The sequence below is a fragment of the Peribacillus sp. NPDC094092 genome (assembly GCF_050279365.1).
Classification (GTDB): domain Bacteria; phylum Bacillota; class Bacilli; order Bacillales; family DSM-1321; genus Peribacillus.
Genome location: NZ_JBNNUC010000001.1, coordinates 743,126 through 763,258, shown reverse-complemented (window position 1 = coordinate 763,258; position 20,133 = coordinate 743,126). Strand labels below are relative to the sequence as shown.

Sequence of the window (20,133 nt, the reverse complement as noted above, 5' to 3'; positions counted from 1 at the left end):
GGAATATTCAGGATATTTTAGATTCGAGATAGCTTTAAAAAAGGCAGGGAAATCTCCAAGTTGATCGATAAGGCTGAGAAGTAATTCATAGGGGGTGAAGTTTATGGAAGATAATACTAAGTTGGGAGACGATTACTCTCTATCGAGAGTTCCACAAAATGCGAGATTGCCAATGTGGGATATCATGATTGTCAGAGTCGGTGCCCTGGCTACACTTTCTCAATTTATGTTAGGTGCGGCATTAGGATACGGAATGACTTTTTGGCAGGCGTTTTGGGCCATGATGTTTGGAAGTGTCATTTTACAAGTTATAAGTTTTCTAATCGGCTATGCCGGTGCACGTGAAGGCCTTTCAACCAGTCTATTGTCACGTTGGACAGGATTTGGCAGGTATGGTTCGAGTATCATTGGCGCTGTCATTGCTTTTTGTACAATTGGCTGGTTTGGAGTACAGAACACTGTTTTTGCAAATGGATTGGTTGAAGCCACCGACGGTAAATTGACCCTGCCAATTGCAGCTGCCATTACCGGATTAGGTGTAACTGTACTGGTTATATTTGGCTTTAAGCTATTAAGCATGACTGCCAAAATTACCGTTCCTGCTTTTCTATTGGTGGTAGGGATCGGAATCTATCAAGTTCTCAGTGATCATTCCATTTTCAGTTTAATGGGAACGCCGCCTCCGGGAGAGAGTCTTCCTTTTGGCGTGGGTGCAACGATGGTTGCTGGAGGATTCATTATTGGTGCCGTAATCACACCTGACTTCAGTCGGTTTGCCAGAAACGGTAAGGATGTTTTTTGGATGACTACCATTGGTACACTAGTCGGTGAACTTGGTATAGGAATGATCGCTGTGTTAATGGCCCATGCAGCAAAAACGAGCGATGTTGTCAGCATCATGCTCCAAACGTCTGGCTGGCTTGGCGCTGCCGTTGTCGTTTTTTCCACAGTGAAAATTAATAACGTAAATTTATATTCCTCTTCTCTTGGCTTTACGAATATTTTCGATTCAGTTTTTAAGGTCAAGATGAATCGAGGACTCGTTACACTGGTAATTGGTGCTATCGGCACTTTGCTTTCCATTATGGGCATCCTCGATAGATTTGTAGACTTCCTTGTTTTACTTGGAATCATGATACCTCCAATAGCTGGAATTATGGTGGTTGATTACTTCGTGCTAAAAACGTATCGAAAGGCTCTTGATGAAAGCAGGGAGAAAGGGACATTGCCATCCGAGCCTGAAAAATTGAATCCAGTTACATTAGTTGCCTGGGGAGCAGGATTTGCAAGCGGCTATTTTATTACGGTTGGCATACCATCTATCAATTCCCTTCTAATAAGCGGCATTATCTATTACGCAGGAGTGTTTTTTATAAAATCCATCAAAGGGAAAAAAGTGAATAGGGATCATATCGCATCATAATTTTTGAAAATCGGGGGTTTTGAGAAATGAGGAAATTAGGTAAACAGGAAATTGAGGATATCGCAGTAGGTGCGGCTTTACTCGGAACGGGTGGAGGAGGAGATCCTTACATTGGTAAACTGATGGCTTTACAGGCAATCGAAGAATACGGGGAAATCACATTGTTGGATGTGGATGAAGTTCCTGATGACGCATTAGTAGTTCCTTCCGCAATGATGGGTGCACCGACGGTTATGTTGGAAAAAGCTCCAAGTGGTGAAGAAGCAACGGCTGCTTTCAAAAACCTCGAATCTTATTTAGGGAAAAAGATTTTTGCAACGATGCCGATCGAAGCAGGCGGAGTGAATTCGATGGTGCCCCTAGCACTTGCTGCCAAGCTTGGCTTGCCTGTGGTGGATGTTGATGGGATGGGAAGAGCATTCCCTGAGTTGCAGATGGTCACTTTTTATTTAGATGGAATTGCAGCCACTCCGATGGTTCTTGCGGATGAGAAAGGCAATACGTCACTGCTTTCAACCATAAATAATGTCTGGACAGAAAGGATTGCCCGTGCAGCAACGATTGAAATGGGCGGTTCAACCATGACTGCCATCTATCCAATGACAGGAAAGAATATAAAGGAAAGCGGAATTAGAAATATACTAAGTTTAGAAGAACAAATCGGTAAGACAATAAGGCTTGCAAAGCAAAACAATGTTGATCCAATAAAAGAAGTATTGAATAAGGCGGACGGGTTTGAATTGTTCCGTGGAAAAGTGAGTGATATCAACCGCAAGACAGAGACGGGATTTGCTAGAGGTGTGGCAACATTCGAGGGAATCAATGAGTATAAGGGAGAAAAACTTGAGTTGCGATTCCAAAATGAGCATTTAATTGCACAGACAGAGGAACGATTGCTTTGTGTCACTCCAGATTTGATCGCCGTGCTTGATGCTGAAACCGGATTGCCGATCACTACTGAAGGGATCAGATATGGAGCAAGATGCGTGGTGATCGGAATGCCGTGCAATCCAAAGTGGCGAACGGAAAAAGGAATTGAAGCAGTTGGTCCAAAATACTTTGGCTATGAAGTCGGTTATGTTCCTGTTGAAGAACTAGTGAAAAAAGGAGGATTAGTATAATGGGTGTTTATCGAATAGGAATTGATGTCGGGGGAACCCATACAGATGCAGTGCTTTTAGATCAATATAATCAGGTCATTTCGGAAACGAAATCACCTACAACGGAAGATGTTTCCATAGGCATCTATACAGCAATGAGAAAAATAATCGATGACGCAAAGGTTCCTCGTGAGCAAATTAAATATGCAATGCTGGGTACGACCCATTGTACAAATGCTATCGTTGAACGAAAGAGGTTAAACAATATCGCAGTAATCCGCATTGGTGCTCCGGCTACTTTAGCGGTTAAGCCGCTGATCGGCGTACCTGAAGACCTTCGAGCAGTGCTCGGGAAATACGTATACCTAATCCGAGGCGGACATGAATTTGATGGCCGGGAGATTGTTGAATTAGATGAAGCGCATTTGTATCAAATTGCCGAAGATATCAATGGGAAAGTGGATTCCATCGCGATTACATCTGTCTTCTCACCTGTATCGCAAACACATGAACAAAGAGCAAGTGAAATTTTCAAAGAAGTACTGGGAGAAAAAATCTCAATTTCTTTATCTTCAGAAATTGGTTCTGTCGGTTTATTGGAAAGGGAAAATGCGACGATTCTTAATGCGGCTGTTGTAAACGTCGCTAAGTCCACTGCGGACGGATTCATCAATGCACTGAAAAATGAAGGAATTGAGGCAAAAGTTTTCTTTTGCCAAAATGATGGAACATTGATGTCAATTGAATATGCGGTCAAATACCCTATCTTCACTGTTGCTTGCGGTCCGACTAACTCATTAAGGGGAGCGTCCTATTTGAGTGAATTAACCGATGCAATCGTTTTGGATGTTGGGGGAACAACAACGGACATTGGTGTTCTAGTTCAATCGTTTCCAAGGGAATCATCTCTGGCAGTAGAGATTGGAGGAGCCAGAACAAACTTCCGGATGCCTGATTTAATCTCGATTGGACTTGGCGGAGGGACAATAATCCGCATAGGAGAGAATGGAGAGTTCACGATTGGACCGGACAGTGTCGGTTACCGGCTGCCAGAAAAAGCCTTGATTTTCGGTGGTGATACTTTAACGACAACGGATGTTGCTGTGGCTCTTGGAAAGGTGGAACTTGGGGATGCTTCAAAAGTGGCTCACCTTGATAAGGAATTATTAAATAGAGTCTATTTAAATATGGTCAATCTGGTCGAAGAAGCTATTGATAAGATGAAAACAAGTGCTGCACCAGTCCCAGTCATTCTCGTTGGAGGTGGAAGCATCCTTTTACCTGAGGAATTAAAAGGTGCATCTGAAGTCATACGCCCATTACATTCAGGTGTAGCAAATGCCATTGGGTCGGCTATCTCCCAGGTTAGCGGGCAGATTGAAAAAGTATATGCACTAGCTGAAATAGGAAGGGAAACAGCATTGGAACAGGCAAAGGAAATAGCGATGTCAGAAGCGATCAGCGCCGGTGCCGATCCCGAAACGCTTGTTATTGTCGACATAGAAGATGTACCTTTAGCGTATATGCCTGGGAATGCAACCCGTATTCGTGTGAAAGCAGCTGGTGATTTAGCCCAGTCTGAAATGAATGAATTGGTGTAGCAGGCAGGGGACTGTAATTTAGCTATTTACTGTGAAGAGGAAGCTTTGCTTTTTCTAGTAAGTGGAAGAAGGCTTGAACACTACCTTGTTTGCCTCCTAACAATGAATATAAATGTTTTTGATTGGCGATAATTAGATTATTGTACTACCCCCTAAGTGGTACTCCTCCATTGTTAAAAGCCCTCTCTTAATTGAGAGGTTTTTTTTGTTTTGGGATTTGTTAAATGGTTTTTGTGAATGGAAGTTTGATTGACAGTATTTAGAAGGGTTTGAACTTTTTATACTTCTGTCCAACCAAAAATATAAGCGGTGAACCTATAATGCTAGGAAGAAACCAAAAAATTAAAGGGTTCCATTCATTCAAGATAGTTATATTGGGTATATTCACTACAAGAATTGCAGTACAAATAGCGATATAGGAACCGAGCATCCCGCTAATATGAGAGGCGATCCAATTTTTCCATTTCTTCTTACCAGCAAGATAGCCTATAAATGCGAAAGAATATGAAAATATCCCAATGAAAAATAAATATGCGCTGCTTTCCCAATTCAACAATGCCATTGTCAGGGATGTTATAAAGACTACCACATATGCACTGTGATAAATTTCACCACAAATTGTATGCTTGCCTCTTCTTTTCTTTGAAGACATAGCACGAATTCCACTTATAAGACATATTGATCCAGCGAAAATATGAATGAACAGAATGAACGTAAAGATAAGCAACTTTCCCCTCGTTAAATATTCATTATTTTATATGTATTTTACCACAATTCAAATATTTCCCAACGGTAATTTGGTAATAAACTTGGGCTTCTAAACAGCGCCTGAATCCTTTGCAAAAAGAAGGATTCAGGCGCTGTATTCGTGGCGGTTAGTCTTCAGTCAATCTGTTTTTTATGAGTTGAAAGGTCAGTGCCCACTCCAAAGACAGTGTGCGTCGTCCTTTTTATGAATAAAGGAGGATTTTACGTTTCATATGAAGAATATTTTGACGAATGGGGGTGGAATAATTGCGACAACATATTGAACAGGACTTATCTAAAGATGATATTTTTAGAATGATCGTTAAGCACCTTGATGTATTTCCGTTGACTAGTCTAGGGGCTATTAGGGAAGTGATCAGAAGTTCATTAAAACAAAGAGGCTTGATAGGGGGAATGAATAAACAATCAGAAGCCGCTAATGTAGCATATAACCGGAAAATATCAGACCAGGATATCCAGTTATTAAATGATTGTATTTGGGACCTTTTATATAGCCGCGTTATCCAACCTGGTATTGACGATGAAAAGCTGGATTTACCATGGATTCATGTTTCTGATAAAGAGAAACTTAAAACATTGGTGAACTCACTATCTTAACTTTTTACATATAAAAGCCCTTCTCTTTATCGAGAGGGGCCAATTTTATTTGAATTTATTAATCCATAATAGCAATTTTATCAAAATACTATATTTCTATATCCTGCCTACTCAATCAATTGTATGTTTCACCTGTAAGATGGGATTCAAACATATCGATGATTTCAAGGAAACGTTCAGCTTCACGGAAAACGTGATCTGCCAATAGAGGATGTATAATGCTCTTGATTTTGCATTCTTCGATTAAATCTCTGGCGGTTTTCTTAAAGTCTCGAAGTGAAACGACGGATACTCGGTTCTGATCGAGAAATTGATCCAAAAGAGGAGCGGTTTGAGATTGCGGTTTCATGGACTCTAAGTCCACTGCTTGAAAGACTAATTGATCAAAATCATTGCTGAAATCACGCGCCATATCCACCAGCTTTCTTTCTGAAGGATCAAGGAGATGTCCGATGAATTTTGCATGATCCGCCATGATCCTTAAAAAGAACACATTTTCTTTGATGATGGCATCCGCAAGTGGTTTCAATTTACCCTCATTTAATTCTTTTAATCGTTTTCTGAAATAATTGGCTTCCCTGCTTGTATGGTCGACTAAAAGTGGGAAATTGTTCGCACCAGGCAACTTACAGGTGAGTATCAACCCCAATACCTTCCTTTTGAATAAAAATATTCCTGTAGCAGCTTGTTGCACTTCCGAGTTAAATCTCCTGATTTGTTCTGGATCAGCTTGATTTGTTAATGAATGGGATTGCTGTTCTATCCGTTCAAATAAATGATAAAACTGATTTGCCTCCTCAATTAGCTGTGTATCTTCACATCTAAAGCCTAGTCTTAGAAATAACGAGTGTTCCTTCATTATTCTTGACCAAAAACGAATCTCATCCAAAGAACGTGCAACAAACATTCCTGATTTATTCCTCATAGCTTCCTGTAAGTCCTCATTCATAACTAAAGCCCCCTTTTTAAAACAAAACCATCATTAAATCTTATTAACAAAGGGACATTAGTATTCTGCTCAATTTGAATATAAATAAAAGTAATTACTAATATCCTTTTGCCCCCAAGTGGTACTTGATGGCGTTCTTTATGATGAGTTTTTGAATCTATTGAAGGGGAATGCCATGATTCATCCATGTTCTTGCCGTATATGTGAAGATTTGCATTTTAACGAGAAAGGGAAAGGATTCTGATCATAGGATGGCACCAAAAGCAAGTAACCTTAAAGATTAGGGGGGAATCGAATACCATGTATTTTCTAGAAAAATTTCAGCAGCCACTTTGTATAAAAGAACCCTTAGACATTATTCATTCTAAGGGTTCTCGTATTTTAATCCAGCAATATCAATAGGTTACTATTGATATTCATTTGTCATTAAGTTCATTTATTTTTTTCGTAAGCTCATTAAACTTTTGGTCGAGTTCTGTGTACGCTTTATCGTTTGGAGTCATAAAGCTAAGCTTTCCCAAAACTTCTTGTCTTTCTGTTTCAAGTGTTAATCGTAGTTCTTCTAGATCATCTCTTTTTGAGGATGATTCATACAATTGCTTTTGTATGTGATGGTTTGAAAGGATGAGTTTGCTGCTTGTCGTTTTTTCTAGAAAATATCGATCATGTGAAACCACGATTAGCGTACCAGTATACTGTGCTAATGTATCTTCAAGTTGTTCCCGTGAAGCTAAGTCCAGGTGATTTGTCGGCTCATCCAAAATAAGCACATCTTTTTCTTCCAGGATATATTCCATTAACTTACACTTCACTCGCTCACCCATACTCATGTTCTTAATGGGTTCTGTCCATTGAGATGCCGTGAAGCCTAAGTGTTTCATTAAAGTTTGAACGTTCCCTCTCGACTCGAAAGTTTCTTTATGAAATAGCTGGGAGGGTGTTAGTTCAAGTGGTAAATCAAACACCTCTTGCGTCAAATAGCCAATTTTTGCAGATGGTGAACTCCAAACATTGCCCGCAAAAGTTTCATGACCAAGAATTATTTTTAATAATGTCGTCTTTCCGCTGCCATTGGGACCTATTATGGATACCTTCTCACCATGCTGAATCGTGAAATTGACGTTTTTAAATAGTGAACGATCGTTAAAAGACTTCGTTAAATTCTTAACTTCCAAAAATCGTTTTCCCATCTTATTTTTTGCTTTAATTGAAAAGCGTACAGTATATTCGGATTCAACAGGTTCAGCCTTTACTTTTTCAAGCTCTTTTTCAAGACGCTTTTGTTTAGATTTAACCTGTGCATCCATTCGTTTTGCTTTTACGCGATAGTATTCCTTAACTCCTTCTTTTTTCGTCGATTGGGAATGGGCTTTTTTCGACCAAGAAGTGATCTCATTCATTTGTCCCTCAATCCGATCAACCATTTTTTGCTGTTTTTCATATTCACGTTGTTGTGTGAGTCTTTTCTGTTTGCGAACCTCCATATAACTAGAATAATTCCCTCTGTGTTCAATTAGCTTTTTATCTTCAATCGACCAAATTTTCGTTGCAACAGCATCCAAAAAATAACGATCGTGGGAAACAAAAATGATGGTGCCTCTATAATTTTTTATTTGTCCCTTGAGGAATTCTAGACTGTCCTCATCAAGATGGTTCGTCGGTTCATCTAATAGTAACAGGTCTGCATCCTTAGAAAGTCCTTTTGCAAGTCTGGCTTTCAGTTTTTCTCCCCCGCTTAATTGTTGGAATTCATGGTCTGGTACATGCATTTTATCAAGCAGTTTAACTTCGGAAGGGGTCTTATCTTCTGAAGGATGCGACACGACTTCTTGTTCAACCAAAAAAACCTTCAAGTCTTGCTGCAGCCATTGGATTTGTCCGTGTACTGGCTCTATATCATTGTAAATTAATTGCAACAATGTTGATTTACCGGCACCATTTTTGCCAATGATACCGATGATTTCGCCTTGTTGAACACTGGCATTCACCTTTTCAAAAATGTTTACATCCATTACTTCATAGCTAATATTGGTTAATTTTAATAATTCTTTCATATAATCCATCCCTCTCCTTAATGGGAGAACAAAAAAAATCCTCCCAATTCATATGGAAGGATTAGCCGTACCTGTGCATTATCAAATAAGAGCTATTTTGAGTATAGCTCTGTAATTTATAGAAAATGGGCAGACTAATCCTATTTCGTATGATTTGAAATATGTGATTTCAAATTGTGAAAATAAGATTAGTTAATCATCGGCCACCCATCATCCCTTCTGATAGTAATAAAATCAGTATAGCATAAATTCATCTTTGAAAACAAAAGGAAACAGCATGATGTCAATCCAATTTCAAAGATTTATTATTGGTTTAACTACATTAAATATCTTATGATAAGGTGAGCATTAGGATTGCATTTTTCCTGAATGATGTGTTATAAGGCTGAGATAAATTCATGAAACATTTACTGCCATAGGGTTGTTTCCTTAAGGAGGACAGGATTATGGAATATATAAAGGGAATCGATGTTTCACATTGGCAAGGTGCCATTAATTGGGGGGAAGTTGCAAAGGCAGACGTGAAGTTCGTGTTCATTAAAGCAACAGAGGGAACGAGTTATTCCAAGTTATCCTATTTCAAGGAAAATGCACCACAAGCATTGGCAGCGGGATTGAAAGTCGGGGCTTATCACTATGCAAAGTTTGCAACTGTTGCAGAAGCAAAGACTGAGGCTGCTTATTTTATAGATTCAATCAGATCTTTTGCTTTAAATTACCCTCTAGTTCTTGATCTTGAGGAAAATAAAAAAAGGGCAAAGAAAAAAACGCTGACCGATGCAGCATTAGCTTTTTTAGAAGCTATTGAAGAAGCTGGATACACGGCCATGCTGTATACTGGTAAATACTTTCTCGAAAATACTTTAGATGAATCAAGGTTGACGAATTACGCTTTGTGGATTGCCAGATACAACAGCACGTTGGGACGTAGTGCAGATATTTGGCAGCATTCTGATTCGGGTAAAATAAGGGGCATCGGTACGAAGGTGGATTTGAATATAGCCTATAGGGATTTTACAAATACAATAAAAACTTTTAGGACGCAAAACACCCGTGCATTGAAAACCGGATCAACCACAACTTATACAGTAACAAAAGGCGACACACTTAGCTTCATTGCAAAAAAACATAATACAACGGTAAAATCACTTGTTAGTCTTAACGGAATTAAAGACCCCGACAAAATTTATATCGGTCAAAAAATAAGGTTGAAATAAGCTATTCTCATTACGAGAGGCGCTTAGTTTTCATAATTTAAAACAGAGTAGATTGGAACGGAAGGTGCGGGACTCCTCGGGAAAAGCGCGTCCAGGAGAGACCCTGCAGGCGCAAAGGCGCCGAGGAGGCTCCCGGACCGCGCTCGCGGAAAGCGAGTGCCTGGAGAGTAAATTAACGTTAAAAATGTACAAACCCTTGTAGACAAACCCCACTCATCTCTTTGAAGAGGAGCTTAGTTTTAATGGATATTCCTTATATTTCTTTAAGTTCGTCAATTGCTACTTCTGATCTTTCTTCTAATGGTCCTCTTAAATGTACTGTAGCCGTTCTTCCATCTTCATTTAAATTATCAATCCATACTGAGGTACCATTATATCTCACCTCAATGTCGGATGAAGAAGAAAGTATCTGTTTTACACGTTTAACATCCACCTATATCCCTCCCTGCTGATTAGTCTACCTATTATTTGGGGAAAGGCCTAATTTTATTCGTTTATTCAGGGTTTAATGGTGTAAATAAATCATTTAAGGCACGATGATGTTTAACCTTCCTCATTATCCGTCGTGAATGATATTTGTAATGAAAAGAAATGAATTCTTAATCTTAAAAATATTGTAAAATGAATCTTGAGGTAATGGATTTGAAGAATCGCAGACTGGAACCCCAGTTTTTCTCAATGGGCTAAGTCCAAAGCAAAAAAGAATATGTTATAGAGCTAACGGATGCCTTGCTTTCAATGAGGGAGTCGCTTAGGTACCACTATTCATATGGAGGCAATGGGACGGAAGGGTTGTATAAGGAAGCAGATAAGATGGGACAATATTGAGGAGAAAGTGTTGTTTGGTTTGAAGTCCATACACATTCTTATATTAGGGGGGTATCATGGAAGTATCGTTATTATTGGAATATGGCTGGGTGTTAATTATTCTAATTTTTTTAGAAGGATTATTATCTGCCGATAATGCATTGGTTTTAGCCATTATGTCAAAGCATTTACCAAAAGAACAGCAAAAAAAAGCGATTAATATTGGGTTGCTTTTAGCTTTTATATTTAGGATTGGTGCAATCTTTATTATTTCGTACCTTTTCCATGTCTGGCAAGTTCAAGCAATTGGTGCTGCATATTTGATTTTCATCTCCTTAAAGCATTTACTAAAAAAAGACCATGGGGAGAAAGAGGGAAAAGGGAAGAGCTATCGTATGACCGTTGCGCAAATTGCATTGGCTGATATTGCTTTTGCGATCGATTCCATTTTAGCTGCAGTCGCCCTTGTCATTGCCTTGCCGGATACTCCTATGGGTGATATTGGAGGTATGGATGGGGCAAAATTCATTGTCATTTTATTAGGAGCAATTGCAGGTTTAATTGTTATCCGGTTTGCAGCAGGATACTTTGTTAAGATACTGACGGAGCGACCTAGCCTTGAAACGGCAGCGATGTTAATCGTTGGCTGGGTAGGGGTTAAGTTATTAATGCATACCCTTGCACATCCAGCCGTGCACATTATCCCACATGATTTTGTTGAAGGGCCGGTTTGGAATATTATCTTTTGGACAGTCATGCTTCTTATTGCTATAGGCGGATGGTTTTTATCTGGAAAAACAGTGAAAAATGATAAGCAAAATGACTAATGTTATCAGAATCAAAAAGAGTTGAAATATCTTGGTGTTGATTTTTGTATACCTTATGCTTTCTAAATAGGATTTAAAGACCGAACTCAATTTCGGTCTTTTTTGCCTCCAAGCACTTTCTTTGCGCCAGTTGGTCTACTCCGGACTCGCTTTTTATATCCTACCCGATGACCAGTTCTACATCCGCTAGTACCAACCTTTGTTTTATGGCACCGCCCAAAAATTTTTATCAATAAGCCCACACACTCATATTATGAATCAATCATATAGGTCTAAATCTTTACAGTATTTCCGCACTAACCGTGATGCTTTTGATTGGCTAATGGATAAATGTTGAGCGATCTTCCTTGTATTCCTGAATTTTGTATAGGAGGTAACAATCATGTTTCTTTCAAGTTCTTCTAACGCTTTATCTAATGAATAATCTTGGGGCATTTGACTTGATCTGTTTTGGACGGTGCCGTTTTGACTAAGTGGTGTTTCTTGACTTGGGGTTATTTGAGCATTTTTTTGCTGTAGCATTGTCGGTAAATCAGATACTTGGATGATAGCATCACTCGTTACAACTAAGCTTTCTATTAAATTCTCTAATTGCCTTATATTTCCTGACCAAGGATGGTCATAAAAAATGTCGAGGACTTCCTTCGATATAATCCGATTAACTTGATACTTTTTATTGAATACTGATAGAAAATGGTAAGAAAGCGGAATGATATCTTCTTTTCTTTCCCTTAATGGCGGTATTTGTAAATTAACTACATTAAGTCGATAATATAAATCTTCTCTAAATCTTTTTTTCTGCACCATCTCAAATAAGTCTCGATTGGTAGCGGAAATAATCCGAATGTCCACTTTCTTTAGTTCTCTTCCCCCGACAGGAAGAAATTCAAGGTCTTGAATGACCTGCAAAAGCTTAGCCTGAATATTAATCGGGATTTCCCCAATTTCATCCAAAAATACGGTACCGCCGTTAGCCATTTCAAGTAAACCTTTTTTTCCGCCTTTGTTTGCCCCGGTAAAAGAACCATCGGTGTATCCGAAAAGTTCGGATTCTATTAATTGTTCCGGTATGGTAGCACAGTTAATGGATAAGAAGGGCGAATCCTTTCGAAGTCCTCTATTATGAATGTATTTAGCCAACACTCCTTTCCCTGTACCAGACTCCCCTTGAATCAAAATGGTCGCATCGACCATAGAAATCTTATCGCAGACCTCCATTACATTGTTCATCTTTTCGTTGTTCGTAATTACGCTATCTTTATATAAATTCTTTTCACTTAGATTTTCTGGTTCATGTTCGTCCGGAAGGTATAACCCTTTATAGCTTGGTTCTTGTGCTGTTGTAATAATAAGTTCAATTTCCTGTTCATCGTTGAGTAAAGGAATGGCCGTTGTAATCATTTCCTTTCCAATATATGAAACTTGCTTGATTGTAACCGATTTCTTTTCTTTCAAAACAAAGGGTAAAATACTGGGTTTCCAATATCCTTTGGAGAAAATTTCATTGTTATGTTTTCCGGCTATTTCGCTTAACTGTTTTCCATAATGCCTTTCATACGCTTTATTTGCATAAATAATGCAGGCATCTTTGTTAAGTACATATATCTCATTAGGTGAATGATCTAAAATTTTTTTCAATATCTCTGTACTCATTTCAATTTTTCCTTCATTATTCATAAAGTTTTCCATCAGTTTGCCCCCTTCATCCCCTTTTAATTGTTTAAGTGAGTCTATAATAACTAGAATGAGTCTATTATGGTTAAATTGAGTCAATTATAAATCATATTTATACATTAAAGAAGGGGGAAATAGTAAAATATCGGTAATAATAGGAGCTTTCGAAATGGCATTATCCTTGCATAAGAGTTAAGTAGAGCATGCTGCAGAAATAAGGAAGTATGAAGCCAATCGGCAGAGGAGGTTTAAAAGGAATACCTGTATCCTTATTCAGCGAAGTCTTTATTTTTATGGATAATAAAAGGAGGAACTGCCATTATGTCTACAAAAGAAGAAATGAAAAGGCTGGACTATACACTACCTTATGATAAGTATGTGAATCCTGAAGTCATGAAGGAGGAAAGGGAAAAAATTTTCTATAAAAATTGGATCATGGTTGGTCATACAAGCCAGGTGGAGAAGGTTGGAGACTTCTTTACATTTGATTTGGTCGGGGAGCCGATTATTGTAACACGGGGCAAGGACGGGGAATTGCATGCATTTTATAATATTTGCCCTCACCGTGGTGCGATAGTCGAGCGTACAGAACAGGGAAATAAAAAAATTCTCCAGTGTATCTATCATGGATGGACATTCCATTTAGATGGTAAGGTGAACAGGACTCCAAATTTCAAAACAAATGATATAGAAAAACCTAGCTGCATGACTCCCATTCGTTTAGAAGTACATCAGTCGATGATATTTGTAAATCTAAATCAGGATGCACCTGCTTTCGAAACAGATTATCAATCTTTTTTAAATAACATAAATGAATATACATTTCTTAGTTCCTTAAAAAAGGTCAGGGAAAACCGTCGAATTGTTCAAGCTAACTGGAAATCAATCATTGATAATTATTTGGAATGTGATCATTGTCAAATTGCACATCCTAGCTTCTCGAAGGCCTTCGATTTAACTAAATATAGTATTACTCCCTGTGATAATTTTTCTTATCAATGTACGACAGCTAGTGATGAAGAAGAAGGTCCCGGTGCACGTTTTTACTGGGTTTGGCCGAATACCATGATAAGTATATACCCAGGTACTGGGAATATGACGACGAGCCATATTATCCCGGTTGATGAAAAGAGTTCATTGGCCATTTATCGTTATTATTTTGCTGATGAAAACTTGACTGAAGAAGAGGAAGATTTAATCAAATTTGTAGATCAAGTGCGGGAAGAAGACTTCGAATTGGTTGAGTTACTACAAAGTGGATTACATTCCAGGGCTTGTGGAAGAGGAGTATATTCTCCGACCGAGCACGGTTTGAAACATTTTCATCAATTAGTCACAAGAGCGATGGAAAGCTAGTCTGTAATCCATAACTGACCTATGGTTTAAAAATGAAAGCGTTTATATATGTTGGTAAAAGCTGGAGCTGAAAGTGTAAGTTTTCATCCTATCAAAAAGCAATGAAAGAGGGGTTCTTTTATTATGAAACAATCAAATGTTGATAAAGCAATCTTTTGGCCGGCTCTAGCTATACTTGCTGCTTTATCAATTCCTGTACTATTAAATCCAAAAAGAGGGACTGCAATCCTCGGAGATCTTCATCATTTAATTGCCGAGAGTTTGAGTTCATTATATTTATGGGCTGTGGTGGCGGCTTTAGGTTTCTTGATTTGGCTGGCATTCAGTAAATACGGAAAGATAAAATTTGGTGCGCCTGATACCAAGCCGGAATTTTCGACATTCAGTTGGTTAGCTATGTTATTTACGGCGGGTATCGGTGCAAGCATTACATACTGGAGCGCGATTGAATGGGCGTATTATTACACTGCTCCGCCTTTTGGGGCCGAACCAAAAACTGCGGCGGCGGCGGATTGGGCTTCTACGTATGGATTATTTCATTGGGGCTTTAGCGCCTGGGTACTATACTGTCTGCCTGCTTTGCCGATTGCCTATAACTTATATGTGAGGAAAAACCCGAGTGTTAAATTGAGTTCAGCGTGTGAAGGCGTTCTCAAAAAGGGAGCAAATAGCTGGTTAGGAAAAGCGATTGACGTTTTCTTCATGGTTGGACTGGTTGGTGGAATAGGGGCGGCTTTGGGCTTGGGGCTTCCGATGATTTCTGAAGGTATTTCTGAATTATTTAATATACCACGAGGCTTTATGTTAGATATGGCGCTAATAGTGGCCTTGACATTAATCTTCTGTGTTAGCACGTATTTTGGTCTGAAAAAAGGCCTGAAAAGATTAGCTAATATCAATACGTACCTTTTTTTGGCACTTTCTGCCTTCGTCCTTTTAGCTGGTCCAACTTTGTTTATAATAAACAGGTTTACGGATAGCGTTGGGATTTTGTTGCAGAATTTCTTTCGTATGAGTTTCTACACCGACTCTGTTGCCAATTCTGGCTTTCCGGAAGCTTGGACGATATTTTACTGGGCCTGGTGGTTTGCTTGTGCTCCTTATATGGGCATATTTGTAGCAAAAATCTCGAAAGGAAGAACGATAAGACAAGTCATTTTTGCTGAATGTATTGGAGGAACAGTAGGGTGTTGGGCAGCTTTTTCCATCATGGGTAATACAGGTCTTTACTTTGAACTCAATAAACTTGTTCCTGTCATTGACATCTTAGAGAAAAAAGGTGGGGAAGCAGCCATCGCTGCCATTTACCTGGGGCTTCCCGGCGGCAGTATTGCCTTGTTTGCGATTATGGTTATCACCCTTATTTTTCTTTCAGCTACACTGGACTCTTCATCATTCACATTAGCAAGCGCTGCATCCAAAAAGTTATCATTAGATCAAGAACCAGCTGGATGGCACAAAATATTTTGGGCGTTGGTCATAGAGCTTGTAGCGTTTTCCATGATGTTCGGTGGAGGACTGCATGCTCTTCAATCAGTAGTGGTCATTACTTCCGTTCCACTCATCTTAATAATGGCAATGGCATCGATATCGCTCATTAAATGGATTAAAGAGGATCAGGCAGGAAGCAGCAGTATAGAAAAAACAATCAATGAAGAACCTACAAAACTAACATCTTAAAGCATCATTCAAACTGGGAGGTACAGTATAAGGGAAAAAGCAAACAGGCACCAGCTAAAAATCAGCTGGTGCCTGTTTGGCGTGATTTGTAAACAAAAATGCCATTAAATTATTTATCGCCAAGACGGCAGTTGATTCAGGGAGCTTATTGACGGGAATGGCCGTTGGAATACCTACCTATTCATTAAAGAAACGATGCACCGTATGAATAAAAACAAAAATGCCTCCTCATATTAATAATGAGGGGATGTGTCACATGATAAAAAGTATATCTACTTTTCAAGCGACAATTGTGTTGATTCTATCCATTGGGTTGATGAACCATGTTATCGTTTTGCCTTCACTGCTTGGGGCATCCGGAAGAGATTCATGGATCAGTAATTTAGCCACCGGGATGCTTTTTCTATTTTGGCTTCCCATGGTTTATTGGATCATAAATAAAACAAAGCAACAGCATATCATTGGCTGGCTTCATACTCACAGTCACCCGCTCGCTGCCTGGTCCATAAAGATCCTTCTTTTCTTCTATCTTTTATTGAACTTGTTTGTCACTTTATTTAGCACATTTTCCTGGGTAAACAGTACTTATATGATTCAAACGCCAGAATATATATTGTTTATACCTTTCATCATCCTATGTTTTATTGCTGCCGAGGCTGGAATCAAAACGATAGCCATTGCCGGGGGATTGGTTTTGCCCCTTGTTGTGGCACTTGGATTTATGATAATGACAGCGAATATACAGTTTAAGGATTACTCCTTGCTTTTCCCTATTTTTGAAAATGGGATTACACCTGTTTGGGACGGGGTCGTAATACTAGGTGGAGGTTTTACAGAGATATTTCTACTTGTTTTGATCCAACAGTTTATAAAGACAGAAATAAAGTTCAGGAGTTTACTTTTTTTAAGTTTATTTCTTCTGTTTATCAGCATGGGACCCATAATAGGTTCCATAACGGAGTTTGGTCCGGTACAGGCTGCAAAAATCAGCAATCCTGCATACGCTCAATGGCGGTTACTAACCATGGGTAAGTATTTGAACCGGCTGGATTTCTTATCAATATACCAATGGCTTTCAGGTGCATTTATCCGTGTATCGCTATCGATATTCTTAATGGGGGAACTGTTTCAAATTAAATCAAGGAAAATAAAAAATATTGTTTTGCTTGCTATATCAGTCTCCTTAATCATCGCGCTTTGTATACCAATCGACATTCCAACATACAGGAATTTTACGGAACGATATTATTTTAAATTGAGTGTGATTAGCATTTTGTTTATAACCTTTTTCATTATCTTGGTCATTTTTTTGAAAGAAAGGGTGAAAAAGAATGGAGCCTCTATTGAACAAGGAAAATAAGGGGAGTTCTTCGGAGATCCAACTAAAGACGGAGTATTTCAAAGAAGTATTCGGAATGAGCTCGGATGTAAAATTTAAAAAGCATACCATTACATCTAAAGGGAAAATAGATCCGCCCCTTCTATGCACGTTGATTTATTCAGAGGTGTTGGTGGATGTCAAAAAGTTGTGGGAATCAGTAGCACGGCTTGAAGGTAGTGTATTCATAAATTCTAAACTGAAGGAAGAAGACGTTATAGAGGATCCGCAAGACGAATTTAAAGTCAGTAGGGTTTTCCCTTCCTTCACTTTAAAAGAAGATGTGGAGGAAAACGTATTTTCCGGGATGGTTCTGATGCTTTTTGAAGAATTGGAATTATTATTCATGTTTTCCCTGCCTAGCATCCCGAATCGAAGTCCCGAGGAAACAAGTAGTGAAATTTCTATCCGAGGTCCACGTGATGGATTTATCGAAGATATCTCTGTTAATTTAGGGTTGATCAGAAAAAGATATAAAACTGCATCACTCGAAAATCAAGCATTCACCATTGGGAAAAGGAGCAAGACAAAAATCAATTTATTATATGTGAAAGATGTTGTAAATCCAGAAACCATTGAAAAAGTAAAAAGGCAAATCTCCTCAATAAACACAGATATCTTGTTGGGAACTACTGAACTTGAGGAATTTTTATCAGACAGAAAGTTCAAACTGATCCCGTTTTTTGATTATACAGGGAGGCCGGATTATGCTGTAGCCAGTTTAAATAATGGGCGCTTTGCCATTTTAGTGGATGGGTCACCAACTGCCTTAATTGGGCCAGGTAATATTACACTTTTGTTAAAAGCCGCGGAAGATCGTCATACTCCATCTTACTATACGAATTTCGAATATTTCTTTCGCATTATCGGACTGGTGGTATCCATATTCCTGCCAGGTTTTTATATAGCACTAATATCATTTCAATTAGACCAGCTCCCTTTCTCATTTTTGGCGACGATAACCGTATCAAGATTTGGGTTGCCCATTTCACCTCAACAAGAGGCTTTCTTGATTTTGGGTTTATTTGAGCTGTTTCGGGAGGCAGGGATCACACTCCCAAAAGCAATCGGTCAATCACTGGCTGTTGTTGGTGGATTAATCATTGGTGATGCGGCAATTAGAGGCGGGATTACATCGCCGACGATGTTGGTTGTGGCAGGTACAACTGCGGTAGCCACCTATACATTAATCAATCAATCATTAGGTGGCATTGTAAGCATGGCCAGGTTTTTTGTATTATTTCTCTCTTCTGTTTTAGGTTTATTCGGATTCTTTCTCGGTGTTTTCTCTATTGTTCTTTATTTATCAAGGCTGCAGGTTTATGGTTTACCCTACTTAGCGCCTATTTCACCAATATCCTTGAAAGATCTTCTAGGGGGAGGTGTCTTTGTGAAGCCATATCTCTTTAGAAAGAAACGAGCCGAATCGTTGAAAACCAAGGACAATACAAAAGGAAATCGCTAATGAAAATGATCCTTAGAATTATACTATCTGTATTGAGCCTTGCTCTTTTAAGCGGCTGCTGGGATACCAAGGATATTCAAGATATTCAATATATAAGTGCAATGGGAATAGATTATCAAAATAGTCAGTATGTCATTTATGTGCAGGTGACGTCTTTTGCCGGTGTGGCTAAACAAGAAGGCTTGGAACCAAAACCAACAACAGTTTGGGTCGCGAAAGGGCGGGGGAAAACCATGAACGAGGCCATGAATGACATTTATAAAAGGTCAAACCAGTATATTTATTGGGCCCATGTTAAATTGATCATTTTCTCTGAAAGCTTACTAAAACATGGATTGGTCAACGTAAACGATCCCATTTTAAGATTTCAGCAAATCAGGGAAACAACTTGGTTATATGGTACCGATGATTCCTTGGAAAAGATCCTCTTTGTCAATAGTCTATTCGGCTCATCAGTGCAAACAAGCATTTTCAATCCGGATGATATTTATAAATTAAGATCCTTTGTCGAGCCCATCCGGATCCAAAGATTTTATACGCAAAATTATGAAACAGGAATGACAATAAAACTACCAAAGATTTCGTTGAAAAATGAGGTGTGGAAAGCAAAAGAAAAATCACAGAACACCGTAAAGCTATCAGGGTCCTACCTTATTAAAAATAATCATCTAATGGGGGAGATACCAAATAAACATCTTGGGGGGATGAGATGGTTAACAAAATCAACGGTAAGGTCCCCAATTGGAATAAAAATCAACAAAAACAAAAATGTTCAAATATCTTTAATGAGGCCAAAATTCAATATAAAGCCAATCTATGTAAATGATGAAGTCGAATTCGATATTTCCATTGAAGTAGAAGGTGCCGTAACGGATATGGAAGAAAACATCCCCTTACCACACCTTAAAGAAAAAATACAGAGGGCATTAGAGAAAGAAATTAGGGATACGTACCAATATGCTCTTGAAAAAAATATAGACATCTATAATTTAGAAGGAGTTATCTACAGGAAGGATTTGAAAAAATGGAAAGAAGTTTCTAAAGCGGGTTTTAGCCTTAATGAAGGATCCATCCGTAATATTCAGGTGGATAGTGCTATTAAAATAACAGGCGATTATAAATATGAGTACATGAATTGATCCTTTCAGAAGTGGAACACAGGCTGCCATGACAGAATCTTTCTTCAAAGTCGTTTCCAATGAATATGATATGGCAGCCACTTCAACAACTAACTATG

Annotated in this window: 16 protein-coding genes; 11 read left to right on the top strand and 5 right to left on the bottom strand. The window is 38.7% G+C overall.

Annotated elements, in window-relative coordinates:
* The first annotated feature begins 103 nt into the window (after positions 1 to 103).
* The 3 genes from ACQKNS_RS03620 to ACQKNS_RS03610 are packed head-to-tail and all read left to right on the top strand — an operon-like array spanning position 104 to position 4,124.
* Entirely contained in the window at positions 104 to 1,423 is a 1,320-nt protein-coding gene (locus ACQKNS_RS03620; RefSeq protein ID WP_427641237.1) for a purine-cytosine permease family protein, read from the top strand.
* A 26-nt stretch (positions 1,424 to 1,449) separates the two neighbouring features.
* Positions 1,450 to 2,544, top strand: a complete 1,095-nt coding sequence (locus ACQKNS_RS03615) for a DUF917 domain-containing protein (RefSeq protein ID WP_427641236.1) — start codon at positions 1,450 to 1,452, stop codon at positions 2,542 to 2,544.
* Positions 2,544 to 4,124: a hydantoinase/oxoprolinase N-terminal domain-containing protein gene (locus ACQKNS_RS03610; RefSeq protein ID WP_427641235.1), complete on the top strand. Its 1,581-nt coding sequence runs from the start codon at positions 2,544 to 2,546 to the stop codon at positions 4,122 to 4,124. Before ACQKNS_RS03615 ends, ACQKNS_RS03610 begins: the two co-directional genes overlap by 1 nt.
* A 259-nt stretch (positions 4,125 to 4,383) precedes the next feature.
* On the opposite strand, the gene ACQKNS_RS03605 is transcribed toward ACQKNS_RS03610, so the two are convergent.
* The gene (locus tag ACQKNS_RS03605; RefSeq protein ID WP_427641234.1) at positions 4,384 to 4,851 is read right to left on the bottom strand and encodes a DUF2306 domain-containing protein; all 468 of its coding nucleotides are present in this window, start codon (positions 4,849 to 4,851) and stop codon (positions 4,384 to 4,386) included.
* Positions 4,852 to 5,138: 287 nt separating this feature from the next.
* Between ACQKNS_RS03605 and ACQKNS_RS03600 the strand changes: the two genes are divergently transcribed.
* Complete coding sequence (locus tag ACQKNS_RS03600; protein WP_427641233.1) at positions 5,139 to 5,489, top strand: hypothetical protein; 351 nt, start codon at positions 5,139 to 5,141, stop codon at positions 5,487 to 5,489.
* A 115-nt stretch (positions 5,490 to 5,604) separates the two neighbouring features.
* On the opposite strand, the gene ACQKNS_RS03595 is transcribed toward ACQKNS_RS03600, so the two are convergent.
* Both ACQKNS_RS03595 and abc-f read right to left on the bottom strand, forming a co-directional pair.
* The gene (locus ACQKNS_RS03595) at positions 5,605 to 6,438 is read right to left on the bottom strand and encodes a DUF2935 domain-containing protein (protein WP_427641232.1); all 834 of its coding nucleotides are present in this window, start codon (positions 6,436 to 6,438) and stop codon (positions 5,605 to 5,607) included.
* Between the two features lie 416 nt (positions 6,439 to 6,854).
* Positions 6,855 to 8,492 carry a ribosomal protection-like ABC-F family protein gene (abc-f, locus tag ACQKNS_RS03590; protein ID WP_427641231.1) on the bottom strand — a complete coding sequence of 546 codons (1,638 nt, stop codon included), beginning with the start codon at positions 8,490 to 8,492 and terminating at the stop codon, positions 6,855 to 6,857.
* A gap of 446 nt (positions 8,493 to 8,938) precedes the next feature.
* Between abc-f and ACQKNS_RS03585 the strand changes: the two genes are divergently transcribed.
* Positions 8,939 to 9,709 (top strand): GH25 family lysozyme, encoded by a 771-nt coding sequence (locus ACQKNS_RS03585; RefSeq protein WP_427641230.1) that lies wholly within the window; start codon positions 8,939 to 8,941, stop codon positions 9,707 to 9,709.
* A gap of 253 nt (positions 9,710 to 9,962) precedes the next feature.
* On the opposite strand, the gene ACQKNS_RS03580 is transcribed toward ACQKNS_RS03585, so the two are convergent.
* Positions 9,963 to 10,142, bottom strand: coding sequence for an H-type small acid-soluble spore protein (locus tag ACQKNS_RS03580; protein WP_076368724.1), 180 nt, complete (start codon positions 10,140 to 10,142; stop codon positions 9,963 to 9,965).
* A gap of 451 nt (positions 10,143 to 10,593) precedes the next feature.
* Here ACQKNS_RS03580 and ACQKNS_RS03575 point away from each other — a divergent pair, with 451 nt between their 5' ends.
* Complete coding sequence (locus tag ACQKNS_RS03575; RefSeq protein ID WP_427641229.1) at positions 10,594 to 11,343, top strand: TerC family protein; 750 nt, start codon at positions 10,594 to 10,596, stop codon at positions 11,341 to 11,343.
* Between the two features lie 258 nt (positions 11,344 to 11,601).
* On the opposite strand, the gene ACQKNS_RS03570 is transcribed toward ACQKNS_RS03575, so the two are convergent.
* Positions 11,602 to 13,032 (bottom strand): sigma-54 interaction domain-containing protein, encoded by a 1,431-nt coding sequence (locus tag ACQKNS_RS03570; protein ID WP_427641228.1) that lies wholly within the window; start codon positions 13,030 to 13,032, stop codon positions 11,602 to 11,604.
* Between the two features lie 306 nt (positions 13,033 to 13,338).
* Here ACQKNS_RS03570 and ACQKNS_RS03565 point away from each other — a divergent pair, with 306 nt between their 5' ends.
* From ACQKNS_RS03565 to ACQKNS_RS03545, 5 genes are all read left to right on the top strand, one after another.
* Complete coding sequence (locus ACQKNS_RS03565; RefSeq protein WP_427641227.1) at positions 13,339 to 14,373, top strand: aromatic ring-hydroxylating oxygenase subunit alpha; 1,035 nt, start codon at positions 13,339 to 13,341, stop codon at positions 14,371 to 14,373.
* A gap of 123 nt (positions 14,374 to 14,496) precedes the next feature.
* The gene (locus ACQKNS_RS03560) at positions 14,497 to 16,053 is read left to right on the top strand and encodes a BCCT family transporter (RefSeq protein WP_427641226.1); all 1,557 of its coding nucleotides are present in this window, start codon (positions 14,497 to 14,499) and stop codon (positions 16,051 to 16,053) included.
* 256 nt (positions 16,054 to 16,309) lie between these two features.
* Positions 16,310 to 17,413: an endospore germination permease gene (locus tag ACQKNS_RS03555; RefSeq protein WP_427641225.1), complete on the top strand. Its 1,104-nt coding sequence runs from the start codon at positions 16,310 to 16,312 to the stop codon at positions 17,411 to 17,413.
* On the top strand, positions 17,385 to 18,896 hold the full coding sequence (locus ACQKNS_RS03550) for a spore germination protein (RefSeq protein WP_427641224.1): 1,512 nt from the start codon (positions 17,385 to 17,387) through the stop codon (positions 18,894 to 18,896). Before ACQKNS_RS03555 ends, ACQKNS_RS03550 begins: the two co-directional genes overlap by 29 nt.
* On the top strand, positions 18,896 to 20,035 hold the full coding sequence (locus tag ACQKNS_RS03545; RefSeq protein WP_427641223.1) for a Ger(x)C family spore germination protein: 1,140 nt from the start codon (positions 18,896 to 18,898) through the stop codon (positions 20,033 to 20,035). The genes ACQKNS_RS03550 and ACQKNS_RS03545 overlap by 1 nt, the downstream gene beginning before the upstream one ends.
* Positions 20,036 to 20,133 lie beyond the last annotated feature (98 nt).